Source organism: Actinoplanes sp. NPDC089786, assembly GCF_040684855.1.
In the GTDB taxonomy this organism is placed as follows: domain Bacteria; phylum Actinomycetota; class Actinomycetes; order Mycobacteriales; family Micromonosporaceae; genus Actinoplanes.
Window position 1 is genome coordinate 25,908 of record NZ_JBFBGU010000039.1, and the last position, 13,869, is coordinate 39,776.

Sequence of the window (13,869 nt, forward strand, 5' to 3'; positions counted from 1 at the left end):
GAGTGCTTGCCATGAAGGTCCGGTCCGTCAACGGCATCAACGTCACCGAGCTGGGCTTCGGCGGCGCCTCGGTGGGCAACCTGCACCGCGCCACCGGCGAGGAGCAGTCGCTGGCCGCGATCGACGCCGCCTGGGCCGGCGGCATCCGCTACTTCGACACCGCCCCGCACTACGGGCTGGGCCTCTCCGAACGACGCCTGGGCAAGGGCCTGGCCCGGCGCCCGCGGGACGAGTACGTCCTGTCCACCAAGGTCGGCCGCCTGCTGGTCCCCAACCCGTCGCCGCAGGGCACCGACGACGACGGGTTCGAGGTCGCCGACGATCTGGTGCGGCAGTGGGACTTCAGCCGCGACGGCGTACGCCGCAGCATCGACGACAGCCTGGAACGCCTGGGCCTGGACCGGATCGACATCGTCTACGTGCACGACCCCGACGACTTCGTCGACCAGGCGATCGCCGAGGCCATCCCGGCCCTGATCGAGCTGCGCGACCAGGGTGTGATCGGCGCGGTCGGGGCCGGCATGAACCAGTGGGAGGCGCCGCTGCGGATGGTCCGCGAGACCGACATCGACGTCATCATGCTGGCCGGCCGGTGGACGCTGCTGGACCGGTCGGGCGCCCCGCTGCTCGCGGCGGCCGCCGAGAAAGGCGTGTCCATCGTGGACGCCGCTCCGTACAACTCGGGTCTGCTCTCGAAGGACCGGCCGCCGCAGGGCGCGCTGTTCAACTACGCGCCGGCCCCGCCCGAGCTGCTGGCCCGGGCGAACGAGCTGGCCGACGTCTGCGCGAAGGACGGCGTGCGGCTGCCGGACGCCGCGCTGCAGTTCCCGCTGCGCAGCCCCCAGGTCAAGGCCGTGGTGTGCGGCATGAGCAGCGCCGAACGGGTGAACGACACGCTGGCGCGGCTGGCCGCTCCGATCGAGGAGTCGACCTGGTCGGCGCTCGATGGCTGAGATCAGGCTCGCGTACGGAAGAACCGGGCTGACCGTCGACCTGCCCGCCGAGCGCACCACCGTGATCACCCCGGTCGAGCACCCGGCCGCGGTCGACCCCGCCGCCGTGCTGGCCGACGCGCTGCGCAAGCCGGTGGCCGGTCCCCCGCTGCGTGATCGGGTGCGCCGGGGCCAGACGGTGGCGGTGTCGCTGTGCGACGTGACCCGGCCGCAGCCCCGCGAGCAGATGATCACCGCGCTGCTGGCCGAGCTCGGCGACGAGATCGACCGGGACGCCATCACCCTGCTGGTCGCCACCGGCACCCATCGCGGCAACACCGGCGCCGAGCTGCGCGAGATGCTCGGCGTCCACGCCGACACGATGCGCGTGATCAACCACGACGGCCGCGACCCCGAGCAGACCCGATGGTGCGGCGTGTACGGCGACGGCGTCCCGGTCTGGCTCAACAAGCACTGGCTGGACGCCGACATCCGGATCACCACCGGCTTCGTCGAGCCGCACTTCTTCGCCGGCTTCAGCGGCGGCCCCAAACTGGTGGCGCCGGGGCTGGCCCGGCTGGAGACGGTGCTCACCCTGCATGACGCGCGGCGGATCGGTGACGCCAAGGCGATCTGGGGCGTGTGCGAAGGCAACCCCGTTCACGATGATGTACGCGCGATAGCCGCCGGAACGGGGGTCGACTTCGCGTTCGACGTGGTGCTCAATCGCGAGCAACACATCGTGACCGCGTACGGCGGAGATATCCTGCCGATGCACAAGGCCGCGCGCGCGGCGGTGCGAGAGATGTCCATGCGCCCGGTGGACGGCCTGTTCGACGTGGTGGTCACCACGAACGCCGGCTTCCCGCTCGACCAGAACCTCTACCAGGCGGTGAAGGGCATGTCGGCCGCGATGACCGTGGTGCGGCCCGGCGGCCTGATCATCTGTGCGGCCCGGTGCGAGGACGGCTTCCCGGACTACGGGTCGTTCCGCTCCGTGCTCGCCTCGGCGCCGACCCCCTCGGCGATCCTCGAGGAGATCGAGGCCCGGACCGAGACCGTGCCCGATCAGTGGCAGGTGCAGATCCTGGCCCGGATCCTGTGCCACGCCCGCGTCGGCGTGCACACCGAGGGTCTCACCGACGCCGAGCTGCGCACCGCGCACCTCTACGCCGTACCGGACATCGCCGCCGCCGTGGCGGCCGAGGGCCCGGACGCCCGCATCTGTGTGCTGCCGGAAGGGCCACAGACGATCCCGTACGTGCGGTCGAGGTGAACACGCCGGCCGTCCGTACCGTAGGGGGTGTGATCGGCTTGACCGACGAAGTCGTGGGATGCCGCCCGTGACCGAGCTGCGCGGGATGACCTGGGACCACCCTCGGGGGTACGCGCCCCTGCGCGCCTTCGGGGGCGGGGTGACCTGGGACGCGCAGCCGCTCGAAGCGTTCGAGGCGCGGCCGCTGCGCGAGCCGGCGGCCACCCACGACCTGATGGTGATCGACCATCCCGGGCTGGGCGCGGCGATCGCGGACGGCGCCCTGCTCCCGATGAACGACCTGTTCGCGCCGTCCGAGCTGGCCCGGTGGCGCACCGCGACGATCGGCCGGACCTGGGAGAGCTACACCGTGTCGGGCCGGCAGTGGGCGCTGCCGATCGACGCCGCCACCCAGGTCAGCGTGTATCGGCCGGACCGGGTGGACGGGGTGCCGCAGCGCTGGGCCGACGTGCTCGGCGCGGTGCGGACCGTGCCGAGCGCGCTCTGCCTGGGCGGGCCGCACGCGATGCTGATGTGGCTGGCGATGCCCCGCGACGCCGCCTCGCTGCGCCTGCTCCGCGACCTGTGGCCGCACGTCGACCAGGCCGTGTCGCTGGGCAACCCGATCGACCTGCACGACGCGCTGGACGCCGGCGCGATCGCCTACTGCCCGCTGGCCTACCAGTACACCAGCTACTCCCACCTCGCCTGGGCCGACGCCCCTGACCTGCGCGGCGTGCTCGGCGGCGCCGGCCTGGCCGTGTCGGCCCTGACCACCCGGCGCGACGAGGTGCGCGCCTGGGTCCGCTCGTTCCTCGCCCCCGAGGTGCAGAGCGACTTCGTGCCGGCGCACGGCGGGCAGCCGGCCGTCGCCGCGTACTGGCGGGGCCGGCCGACCGTCCGCTCACTCGCGCAGGCCCAGATCCGGCCCCGGCACGGCGGCTGGATCGCGGTGCAGGACGCCGGTTCGGAGATCGTCCGCGAGGCGGTCACGGCCGGCCTCGACCCGGACAAGGCCGCCGCCGAGCTCAGCCGTCTGCTCACGTCTTCTCCTTGGAGGTAGGAACATGCTGGTCATCAGGTACGAGGTCCGGGGACAGACCTTGGTCGGGGTACGCACGGACGACGGTCTGGTCCGGCGCGCGTCGGCGTCCACGCTGGCCGAACTGCTCGCGGGTGACTTCCGCGGGGCCGTCGAGGAGGCCGCCGCCGGCCCGGCCGAGACCGCCGAGGTGCGGCTGCTGGCCCCGGTCGACGGGCGGACCGAGGTGTGGGCGGCCGGCGTCACCTACGAGCGGTCCAGCGAGGCACGACAGGAGGAGAGCGAGGTCGCCGACGTGTACGCCCGGGTCTACGCCGCCGACCGTCCCGAGCTGTTCCTCAAGAGCGTGGCCTGGCGGGTGTCCGGCCCCGGCGAGCCGATCGGCATCCGCACCGACTCGGCCGTCGACGTCCCCGAGCCCGAACTGGCCGTGGTGGCGGCCGCGGACGGCACGATCGTCGGCTACACCGTCTGTGACGACGTGTCCTCCCGGTCGATCGAGGGCGAGAACCCGCTCTACCTGCCCCAGGCCAAGATCTACGCGGGCGCCTGCGCGCTGGGCCCGGGCATCCGCCCGGCCTGGGAGGTCCCGGACCCGTACGAGCTGGCCATCGCCGCCTCGGTCCGCCGCGGCGACGACGAGGTGTGGTCGGCCGAGACCTCGACCGCGATGCTCCACCGGCGCCTCGACGACCTGGTCGGCTACCTCTACCGGCAGTACGACCTCCCGGAGGGCGCGGTCCTCACCACCGGCACCGGGATCGTGCCGGAGCTCGACTTCACGCTGACCGCCGGCGACTCGGTCGCGGTCACCATCGATGGGATCGGCACGCTCACCAACCCCGTGGTCGACGCGTCGTCACTGCTACGCGGCCGCTCGTGAAGCCGGCCCGTGAGGTGGGGACGCGGCCGGGGTCGTACGGTGGGATGAACGTCGAACCCGCCTACCTTCGGAGAACGCCGTGAGCATCCAGGGCATCGATCCGCGTACCGGCTCCCCGGTCGGCTCCGCGGTGCCTCCCACTCCCCCCGAGCCCCTGCTCGCGGCCGCCGCCGACGCCTTCGGCGCGTTCAAGGCCACGACTCCTGGGGTACGCGCGGAGCTGCTGACCCGGCTGGCCGACCGGTTGGACGCGGCCGCCGGCGACCTCGTCCCGCTGGCGATGGCCGAGTCCGGGCTGCCGTCGGCCCGCCTGACCGGCGAGCTGGCCCGCACCAGCGCCCAGCTGCGCCTGTTCGCGTCGGTGGTGACCGAGGGCGCCTACCTGGAGGCGATCCTCGAGGACGCCGACCCGGGCGCGACCCCGCCGAGGCCGGTCCTGGCCCGGATGCTGGAGCCGGTCGGCCCGGTCCTGGTGTACGCGGCCAGCAACTTCCCGTTCGCCTTCAGCGTCCTCGGCGGCGACACCGCGTCCGCCCTCGCCGCCGGCGCTCCGGTGCTGGTCAAGGCGCACGGCTCCCATCCCGGGCTGTCGGCCGAGGTCGCCTCGCTGGCGTCCCGGGCGGTCGCCGACGCCGGCCTGCCCGCGGGCGTCTTCGGCATCATCTTCGGCGACGACGAGGGCGTCACCGCCCTGAAGGATCCCCGCGTCAAGGCCGCCGGCTTCACCGGTTCGACCACCGGCGGCCGGTTCCTGTTCGACGTGGCGTCGTCCCGGCCCGACCCGATCCCGTTCTTCGGCGAGCTGGGCAGCATCAACCCCACCGTGGTCACCCCGGCCGCGGTGGCCGCCCGCCCCGACGAGATCGTGACCGGTTTCGTCGGCTCCTTCACCCTGGGCACCGGCCAGTTCTGCACCAAGCCCGGCCTGCTCTTCCTGCCCGCCGGCCACGGCCTCGGCCCGGCCCTGCAGTCGGCGGTGGCCGCCGTCGAGCCGGCGCCGATGCTCAACGCCCGCATCGCCTCCCAGCTGGCCTCGGGCCTCACCGAGCTGTCGGAACGGGTCTCCCTGCTCGCCTCCGGCCCGGACGCCCCGGCCGGCGGTTCCTGGGCGTCGGCCCAGCTCTTCACCACGAGCACCGACGCGTTCGACGCCGAACTGACCGACGAGCACTTCGGCCCGGCCGCGCTGATCGTCGAGTACAAGGGCGAGGACGACCTGTTCGCGGCCCTGTCCACGATCGAGGGTTCGCTGACCGCGACCGTGCACGGCGAGCCCGGCGACCCGTTCCCGCTGCCCCGGCTGCTGTCGATCCTGGCCGACCGGGCCGGTCGGGTCGTCTGGAACGGCTGGCCCACCGGCGTGGCCGTCTCCTGGGCGATGTCCCACGGCGGCCCGTGGCCGTCGACGACCAACTCGGCCCACACCTCGGTCGGCGCCACCGCGATCCGCCGCTGGCTGCGCCCGGTGACCTTCCAGTCGCTGCCGGACGACCTGCTGCCCCCGGCGCTCCAGGCGGCCAACCCGTGGCACATCCCCCGCCGCGAGCCCGCCTGACGCCCTTCGCCCTCCCGCCCGTTCTACCGGGCGGTCCGGCCGTTCTACTGCGCGGTCCGGCCGCCGGCCCGGCCCGGGAAGCGCGTGCCGAGGGCACGACGGTGACCGGCGCGCGGGGCCGGCGCCGGCGCCCTGTGGTGCCGGCGAGCTTCGTCCGCCACCGTCTCGTCGGCGTCGTTCTCCAGCTCCCGCCGGATGTGCTCCGGGGTGACCTCGGACATGGCCATCGAGCGGCGCACCTCCGCCGACCGGTCGGTCAGCAGCGCCCGCAGATCGGCCTCGGCCAGCTCCACCGCCCGCACCAGCGTGGCCCGGACGTCGGGCGAGGAGTCCTCGGCCAGGAGGTGCCGCTGCTCGGCGGTGGTCTGCTCGTTGATGGCGAGACCCTTACGCACCCGGACAGTGCGGTCGCGTAGCAGCGCCGCGATGGTGTCGGTGTCGTAGGTGTGGCGGGCGAGCCGCTCCCGGACCTCGGGCGAGGCGTCGCCGACGAGGACCGCCGCCAGCTCGGGCTCCAGCTCGGGCATCTCGGCCAGCAGGCCGCGCAGCTCCTTGTCCTGGGCCGTCACCATCACCTGCCGCACCCGGGCGTCACAGGCCGGGTTGGCCGCGACCGCCCAGCGCACCCGCCGATCGGTGTCGGTCACCAGGCGCAGCAGGTTCCCCTGCGAGGTGGCGGGGTTCCTCGCGACCGCCTCCCGGACCGTGCGATCACGATCTCGGGCCAGCGGCCGTAGGGCCGTGGCCGGAGCATCGGGCCGGGCCGCAACCGCGGCGCGGACCAGGACCGACGGGTCGGAGGCGAGCTCGTGAAGCTCGTCCGGGCCGGTCGTGCGGTCCTGCGCGAGGGCGACCCGCGCATCGATGTCGCCGGCCGCACGCTGATTTCCCATGGTCCGAATCGTCTCACGGGCCGCCCCGGCCGCCCTCATCCGTCCATCGTGCGGGCGTAAAGGAGCGTAGGGTCAGCATGCCGCACCGATTGTCATCGATTGCCCGACCGTTTCCGGGAGGTTCGATCATGTCCAAGGACTCGACGACCAAGGCGAACGTCAAGAAGAAGGGCAAGACGATCAAGGAGAAGCAGGCCGTGAAGCGCGTGAAGCGCGACGAGCAGAAGGGCCACCAGTCGACCATCCCGTCGACCGGCCGCTGACCCGGCCGTTCTTCCTGGGCCGGCCCGGCCGCGTTACTGTTCGGCCCGGCCGCGCCGCTGTCGGCGCTCTGGCGCGCTGCTGTCGGCCCGGGCGCGCTACTCGAGGCCGTCCCGGGAGATCGGCTCGCCGATCCGGAACTCGCGGAACGTGACATCCAGCCCGGCCCGTTCCGGCGAACAGCACATGACCCCGACGTCGACCGTCTCGGGCAGATCCAGGTGGCCGAGCCGGACCAGCTGCCACGAGCCGTCCCCTGTGCCGCGGTGCACACACACCGCCGAGCCGAAGCGGGTCAGCCGGAGCGTCAGCTCGCCGTCGTACCCGGGCACCGGCACCACCGACAGGTCGGACTCCCCCCGGGTGAGCACCGTGCTCAGCTGCACGGCGCCGGACGTGACCTCAAGCCCCGTCTTCAGCCACGACCGCGCGTCGGCCCGCAGCATCAGCCCGGCCTGATCGAACAGCGTCGAGTGCCCGGCCGCCACCACCACCTCGGCGGTGAAGTCACCGGTCACCGGGCGCCGGTAGAAGTGCCCGTTGTCGGTGACATAGCCGTAGAAGGTTTCGCGCCAGAAGTCCGTCTTGAGGCCCGTGACCACCCGGATCACGCCGTCCTCATCGGACCACTCCGGCGGCTCGTTGAGCCAGGACATCGATGTCGCCATCGCGCCAGCCTATGCGCCGCCCTCAGAACCTGCTGTTCGACCACCAATGCGCGAAGAGTTCCTGGTCGCCGGCGATCTCCACGTCCGCCGTACCCGCCGGCAGCCGTCGATTGAGCAGAAGCAACAGCTGAAGGGCCGGCCCGCGTACGGTGACCTGCGTCTCGTGCCGGCCGTACCGCCAGGTGACCCCGGCCGGGCCGCGGGTGACCGACCACTCGCGACCCGGCCCGAGGTCGTCGTCGGTGGCGACGAACAGCAGCGACTCACCGTCGCCGGCCAGGCCGGTGAAAGCGCTCGGCACCCCGAGGTCCGGACCGGACAGTGCCGCCGCGGTGTCCAGCACGTCGGACACGCCGTCAGCGGCGAGATCGGCCGCCAGGTCACCCTCGATGCCCAGAGCCAGCTCGGCGTCGAAGCGATGGATCACCTCGTCGTGGAGCATTCGTCGCAGCCAGAAGCCCGCCGACCGGTCCTTCTGCCACGTCCACACCGGCTGTTCCGGCCCGACGGCCCGCACCGCGTCGGCGAGCAGCCGGCCCCCCTCGACCAGCCACTCGCCCCGCGCGTCCGGGCCGGCCGGCACGACCACCTCGGGCATCGGGATCGGCGCCGGCAGACGCCGCCGGATGATCTCGGCCGCCCACCGGTGACCGCGGCCGACATGCCCGACCAGCTGCTCCATCGTCCAGCCGGGGCAGGTCGGGATCGGACGGTCGCCGCCGGCGTCGCGGGCCAGCCCGGCCAGTACGGCCGTTTCGTGCTCGAACTCCAGGAAGTACCGGTCGGCCTCGAGCACGATCTCACGCCCCGTCTTCGCTACGCGTGGAAGTTCAGCGCGGCACGACCCCCGACCATCGGCAGCCGGATGGTGCTGCTGGTTGGCCGTACCGAAATCTGCGTGCCGGGCAACGGCCGCAGCGTGTAATCGTAGTCGGTGGAGAGCACCACGACGCCGAGGCGGTGGCTGGGCGCGAAGGTGTGGTCCTGCGGCTGCATGTCCCAGCCCAGCCGGTAGGTCTTCCCCGGCGTGACCGGCGACGAGCGGGTGAGCGATCCGCGGTTCTGCGGGTCGGTCCAGCCGCGCGTCACGATCACCGGGTCCGTGCCGGCGGGGCCGTAGTCGACCAGCAGCGCGGTCAGGTTGGCGGCGGTCCGGTTGTCGACGCTGACGTCGAGCGTGACCCGCGGCGTGCCGCTGAGCCGGGCCGGCGACCGCAACGCCGGCGAGAGGTAGGCCAGGGAGTGGCCGGACGGCTCCAGCAGTTCCTCGGCGACCACGTCACGGCCGTTGTCGACGAAGGTGTCCGTACGCGGACGGCCCACCGCAAGCGGCAACGTGGCCGGCGCCGAACCGGGGACCGGCCAGGCCGAGGCGGTCTCGACCACGGCGGCGTCGGCGTCCTCGAAGGTGACCGCCGCCTCGTCCTCGATGCCGCTGTCCACGTCGTAGATGTAGTGGTCGATCCAGCGGCGCATCGCGGGGAAGAACTGCGGCGCGTTCGCCGATCCGTGGTCGCCGTCGTAGAGCCACAGCTTGCGGTCGACGCCGTGCCGGCCGAGCGCGTCCCACAGCTGGGTGCCCTGCTTGGTCTTGACGTTCCAGTCGCGCAGGCCCTGCACGATGAACACGCTGGCCTCGATGTTGCCGGCCTTGGACGCGTAGTCACGCGACGCCCAGAACGCGGAGTAGTCGCCGGTGACCCGGTCCTGCTCACGGGTCAGCCGGTCGATGGCGGCCGCGCAGACCTCCGGATGCGTACGGGACAGAATGATCCGGGCGTGGATGTCGGCGTCCTCGCCCTGCCAGGTGTACGGCGCCACCACCAGGCCGTTGGCGCGGTACTCGTCGTACCAGCTGGAGACCGCCGACATCGGAATCACGGTCTTCAGCGCCGAGCGCCCGGTCACGGCGGCGGCCAACGGCAGAGTGCCGTTGTACGAGACGCCGTACATCCCGACGGCGTGCGCCGACCAGTGCGCCGAGACCACCCGCCCGGCCGCGTCGTAGGCCCGCCCCGAGCCGCCGAGCCAGTCGATCACCGCGCGGGTCGCGGCCGCCTCGTGCGGGCCGCCGGCGTCCGGGCAGCCGGTGGAACGCGCGGTGCCCAGGCTCTCCATCGTGATCATGGCGTACCCCCCGCCGGACGAAGTACTCCCAGAGCCCTTCCTCCGGATAGCCCTCCTCGTCGTCCCCCGCGCGGGCCGCGCTAAGCGCCTTATTCGTCTCCCGTTTCCCTTCCTGAGGAAGCCGATCGACCTCCACCGAGTGGTACGGCGCGTCCACAAAATCACCCATGTACGGCGTGGCGATCATCAGCGCCCCCGACTTGAGGCCCGCGGTCTCGGTCTCGCCCGGCCGGGTGACATCCAGGTGTACGCGGTCCCGGGCCCCGTCCCCGTCGCTGTCCAGCGGAACCTCGACCCAGATCTCCTCGTTGATCGCCTGCGCGTAGTCGAACACCGGCTGGGTCGCGCCGTCCCGCACCACGATCGTCGCCGGCTCGTCGGCCGCCCAGGCCGGCATCCCGATGCCGACCGCCAGCACGGCGGCCACAACTGCGTATCGCATGAGTCCTCCACCAAAGGCCAGAGCTGTCCGCAATGGAAGACGCGGCCGAGAGGCCAGCCGTGGCAAGATCACGCCACAACATCCGCGCCGCGCTGCCTGAACCGTTACCAGCAGCCGCAACGCGACCGGGCCGGGGCACGACTTACGCCAGCCAGGCGCCGCGACCCCGGAGCCCGAGCACGGACGAGCAGGTTTCCGTACGGCCGCATGTTCCCCCGACCGAAAACGCCGCGGCCTACGTCGCCTGGATGGACGAGCAGTTCGGCGCCGCACCCCTGACCTTGTCGTCCTGGGCCCGCATCGTCGACTGAACCGCGGTCTTCGGCGCCTCGCCCGGCGCGACGGGGGCGGGGACGTCATCCTGACCGTCCGCCGCGGCTCCCACGGCGACGCATTCTGGGAACAGGAGCTCCCCCGAATGGTGGCCTGGGCCTTCGGTCACCGATCCGGATACTTATCATTCGCGACGATGCCTACCTTCGAGGAACTGACCGAGCTGGCTCGCCTGCCAGACCCGGCAACACTGCTGTTCGACGTACGGTCGGACGCGCCGGCGGATGGCGAGGCAGGCCGCCGCGAGGCGGTCGAGCACTGGTCCTTCCTCGCCGGCCGGGGCGGCTACACGATCACGCCGATGGACACCCGGTCCGGGCACGGCAGCGCGACGTACTGCGGTGACGTGGACGTCGATGGCCTGATCTACCAGGTGCACCGGGGCCCACGCCGACGAACCGTGCACGCCTGGGAGGACGAGGACGGCGCCTGGCAGGGCAAATTCGGGCTCACCGACGGGATATGGGCGGTTCCGGTACTGCCGGAACCGGAGCCGGTCGACTGTCCGTGGTGCACCGATGGGCCGCCGACCACGCTGCGGCTGGCCGGTTCGGGGCTGGTTGCCGGCATCTTCTCGGTCTGGGCGGCTGAACACGCCGATGGCGCCGGTCGGGGAATCATCATCCAGTACGAGCCCGACGACGAGGATGAGCCCCACACCGTGAGCTTCGAGCCCGCCCACTGCGTGGTAGCGGCCGGTCTGTGTGACTGGGCGATGTCCGACGACGAGCTGGCTCTGCGGTTCACCGATGCGGCCGCCGACACGTTGGAGATTCACGACGCCGACGGTTGGCTCCGGCTCCGGTTGGCGGTGACGACATCTGGCCGGCGTCAGCTACAGGCCGGGCTGCAGAAGATCCTCGGCCCGGCACGGTCATGAGGATGCTGCGGTCGGGGTCAGTGGTCGGCTAGTTCGCCGAGAAATCGCGCGATGCGGTGGGCCGCTCGCCGGTCGGGGTCCAGGTCGGTGTTGTAGACGCCGACGCCCAGGCCTCGGCACTTCGGGCTGCGCAGGGCCCGGCGGACGATGGTCGTGAGCTCGTCCCAGGTGAGGCCGCCGGGCATGGCCGGGTCGTTGGCGGCGGCGCAGGCCGGGAAGTTGTCGCCCCGCAGGACATCGAGGTCGATGTGGAGCCACCAGCCCGGTGTGGTCCGGTCGAGGTGGTCGGTGGCCTCGTCAGCCAGGTGGGCGGTCTGCCCGTGGACGTCGTGCGCGGCGTGCAGGCGGACGCGGTCGGCGATCGAGGGGGCAGCGATCGCCTCGCGGTAGCGGTCGTCGCGTTGACCGAGCATGACGATGGCGTCGGGGTCGAGGGCGGGCAGGCGACGTCGCATCGGCTCGGGGGCGTTCTGGCCGGTGAGCCCGAGCAATAGTGCGATCTCCATGTTGGCGGCCTCGCCGTCCGGGGAGCAGGTCATGGTGGTCGCGTCCTCGTGAGCGTCGAGGAGGAGCAGGCCGGCGGCGCCCTGCTGGTCGCGCAAGGCGGGGAGGGCGCCGAGCAGGACAGCGCAGTCACCGCCGTAGAGCAGTGGGAAGCGGTCCCCGGCGAGCGAGTCGCGGACGCGTTGGTAGACGCCCTCGACCATGATCAGGAGCGCGGCCTCGTTCGCGAACCCGCCGGCGCCCCGGCCCGGGTCGGGCTCGGGCGCGGTGACGTCCGCCGTCATGGCCGCGCCGGGCAGGGCCTCGGTCAGTCCGGCCTCGCGGAGAGCGGAGGCCGCCTGCGCTTGACCGGCGGGCCGTCCCGAACCGTCGAAGCACACGCCGATCAGATCCACCGCGCCCGGCCACCTCAACAACATCGGACCATGATGCTGGCGGCGCGGGAGCTCGAACAAGCGGCAAGCACAGCCAGGGCCTTTCCTGTCGATCAAGGTGCCGGGCGGGACATCGGCAAGCTCGTTCGCCGCCTCCGCCGAGCGAAGCTCTCGTGCCCTTTCGGGCAACATCTGCTGCCCCCGGTTCGGTTCGGAGGTCGGTGATCTCGCGTCCTGCCGCGGGCATGGTGGATTCGGCAACGTCTTTGTCGGGGTGCGGGGGTTCGTTGAAAGACAAAGCCGAGGATCACGAGCCGGAACACCGCCGTCCGTCAGCGCCGCACCAGAGCGAAGACACGGTGGCCGACACCGCGACCGGGGCCCGCCGCGCGCCCTCGGCCCGGCCGTTCGGCGTGGCCGCTGCTCAACGCCTCCAGTCCGCGGCCGGCAACCGGGCCCTGGCCGGCATGATCGCCCAGCGCCGCAAACCCACCTCCCCCACCGCAGCCTCACCCACGGCCACCGCCTCCCCCGCCTCAGCAACCGGCCCCGTCACCGCATCACAGACCGCCGTCGCCGGAACCGCCGTCGCCGGAACGACCGTCGCCGGAACGAGCTCAGCCGAAGCCGATCAGGGCTCGGCGCCCGAGCTCCCGCTGCAGCGCCAGTCCCATGTGGACACCAAAGCCGAGGCCGTGCGGGTGCAGTGGCTCGCTCAGAACAGCGCGACACCAGCGCACGTCGTGCCGGTGAAGTCCGCCGAATCGGAACTCGTTCACGAGACGGACACAACCAGAAAGAACGTTCTTTCTCTATCTGCGGACACCGCGCCGGTCCAGCGCCTGTCACGGCCGCCCACGACCGCGGCCACCACAACGGTGCCGGTGCAGCGCCTGTCAGAACCGTCCGCGCCCGCTGTGGTGCCGGTGCAGCGGTTGTCGCGGCCGCCGGCGGCGGCGTCGCCGAAGTTCGGGGCGTTGAAGTCGGAGGTGAAAGGTAAGCAGAACACCCTGGCCGCGCACCCGCCGCCCGCGTCGAAGGCGAACGCCGCGCAGGCTGCGGCGAAGGCACCGGCGGATGATAAGCAGGCGCAGGGTAAGGCGGCGAACGCGGAGAAGATGAACGCGGCCCAGCCGGGGGCGTTCGACAAGGCGGCGTTCATCGCCGCGGTCAGCAAGGCCATCGCTGACCAGGCGCCGAAGAATTTGGATGAGGCCGACAGCTTCGGTGACTCCGGTAAGGCCGACGCGGTCAAGGGTCAGGTCCAGGGTCGGGTTGGTCAGGGTAAGGAGCAGTCGGCCAAGCAGATCGAGACCACCACCAAGGCCGCCCCCGACACCAGCCAGGCTAAGGAGAAACCGGTCACCCCGTTGACCAAGGAACCGGCCCCGGCGAACCCGGGGACACCGAACCCGGCCAACGCGGTCCCGGACAAGGCCCCCGCAAGCGCGACGGACTTCTCGGCCGGGCCGGCGCAGGTTGATCAGGAGATGGCCGGTGCTCAGGTCACCGAGGAACAACTCGCCAAATCCAACGAGCCGGAGTTCACCGGGGCGCTCAAGGAGAAGAAAGCCGGCGAACAGCACGCCGCGACCGCCCCCGGGCAGGTGAGGGCGGCTGAGAACCAGACGTTGGCCGACGCTAAAGCAGGCGCCCAGGCCAGCGCCGCCACCTCGGTCGAAGCCATGCGCGGGCAGAAGGCTGCCGCGAACAACGCGGT

Annotated in this window: 13 protein-coding genes and 1 pseudogene; 8 read left to right on the forward strand and 6 right to left on the reverse strand. The window is 72.1% G+C overall.

The features are described 5' to 3' along the window. The first annotated feature begins 11 nt into the window (after positions 1–11). From AB0O15_RS45635 to AB0O15_RS45655, 5 genes are all read left to right on the forward strand, one after another. Positions 12–953, forward strand: coding sequence for an aldo/keto reductase (locus tag AB0O15_RS45635; protein WP_364333671.1), 942 nt, complete (start codon positions 12–14; stop codon positions 951–953). After that, the gene (gene larA / locus AB0O15_RS45640) at positions 946–2,208 is read left to right on the forward strand and encodes a nickel-dependent lactate racemase (RefSeq protein WP_364333674.1); all 1,263 of its coding nucleotides are present in this window, start codon (positions 946–948) and stop codon (positions 2,206–2,208) included. The genes AB0O15_RS45635 and larA overlap by 8 nt, the downstream gene beginning before the upstream one ends. 67 nt (positions 2,209–2,275) lie before the next feature. Continuing rightward, on the forward strand, positions 2,276–3,250 hold the full coding sequence (locus AB0O15_RS45645; protein WP_364333677.1) for a hypothetical protein: 975 nt from the start codon (positions 2,276–2,278) through the stop codon (positions 3,248–3,250). 4 nt (positions 3,251–3,254) lie between these two features. Next, the gene (locus tag AB0O15_RS45650) at positions 3,255–4,112 is read left to right on the forward strand and encodes a fumarylacetoacetate hydrolase family protein (protein WP_364333680.1); all 858 of its coding nucleotides are present in this window, start codon (positions 3,255–3,257) and stop codon (positions 4,110–4,112) included. A gap of 79 nt (positions 4,113–4,191) precedes the next feature. Next, the gene (locus AB0O15_RS45655) at positions 4,192–5,667 is read left to right on the forward strand and encodes an aldehyde dehydrogenase (NADP(+)) (RefSeq protein ID WP_364333683.1); all 1,476 of its coding nucleotides are present in this window, start codon (positions 4,192–4,194) and stop codon (positions 5,665–5,667) included. 44 nt (positions 5,668–5,711) lie between these two features. On the opposite strand, the gene AB0O15_RS45660 is transcribed toward AB0O15_RS45655, so the two are convergent. Further along, positions 5,712–6,560, reverse strand: a complete 849-nt coding sequence (locus AB0O15_RS45660) for a hypothetical protein (protein ID WP_364333686.1) — start codon at positions 6,558–6,560, stop codon at positions 5,712–5,714. A gap of 128 nt (positions 6,561–6,688) precedes the next feature. Between AB0O15_RS45660 and AB0O15_RS45665 the strand changes: the two genes are divergently transcribed. Beyond that, on the forward strand, positions 6,689–6,823 hold the full coding sequence (locus AB0O15_RS45665; protein WP_364333689.1) for a hypothetical protein: 135 nt from the start codon (positions 6,689–6,691) through the stop codon (positions 6,821–6,823). A gap of 96 nt (positions 6,824–6,919) precedes the next feature. On the opposite strand, the gene AB0O15_RS45670 is transcribed toward AB0O15_RS45665, so the two are convergent. From AB0O15_RS45670 to AB0O15_RS45685, 4 genes are all read right to left on the reverse strand, one after another. After that, entirely contained in the window at positions 6,920–7,489 is a 570-nt protein-coding gene (locus AB0O15_RS45670; RefSeq protein ID WP_364333692.1) for a DUF1349 domain-containing protein, read from the reverse strand. Positions 7,490–7,511: 22 nt separating this feature from the next. Continuing rightward, a complete protein-coding gene (locus tag AB0O15_RS45675; RefSeq protein WP_364333695.1) occupies positions 7,512–8,285 on the reverse strand; it encodes a maleylpyruvate isomerase family mycothiol-dependent enzyme in 774 nt (257 codons plus the stop codon). 20 nt (positions 8,286–8,305) lie between these two features. Further along, positions 8,306–9,781 (reverse strand): CocE/NonD family hydrolase, encoded by a 1,476-nt coding sequence (locus AB0O15_RS45680; protein WP_364333698.1) that lies wholly within the window; start codon positions 9,779–9,781, stop codon positions 8,306–8,308. Positions 9,782–10,293: 512 nt separating this feature from the next. Continuing rightward, positions 10,294–10,443: a hypothetical protein gene (locus AB0O15_RS45685; protein WP_364333701.1), complete on the reverse strand. Its 150-nt coding sequence runs from the start codon at positions 10,441–10,443 to the stop codon at positions 10,294–10,296. Between the two features lie 33 nt (positions 10,444–10,476). Here AB0O15_RS45685 and AB0O15_RS45690 point away from each other — a divergent pair, with 33 nt between their 5' ends. Next, entirely contained in the window at positions 10,477–11,271 is a 795-nt protein-coding gene (locus tag AB0O15_RS45690) for a hypothetical protein (RefSeq protein ID WP_364333704.1), read from the forward strand. Between the two features lie 17 nt (positions 11,272–11,288). Here AB0O15_RS45690 and AB0O15_RS45695 read toward each other — a convergent pair whose 3' ends face one another. Continuing rightward, a complete protein-coding gene (locus AB0O15_RS45695) occupies positions 11,289–12,194 on the reverse strand; it encodes an arginase family protein (protein WP_364333707.1) in 906 nt (301 codons plus the stop codon). 314 nt (positions 12,195–12,508) lie between these two features. Between AB0O15_RS45695 and AB0O15_RS45700 the strand changes: the two are divergent. After that, positions 12,509–13,869, forward strand: a pseudogene (locus AB0O15_RS45700) (hypothetical protein); the annotation flags it as partial.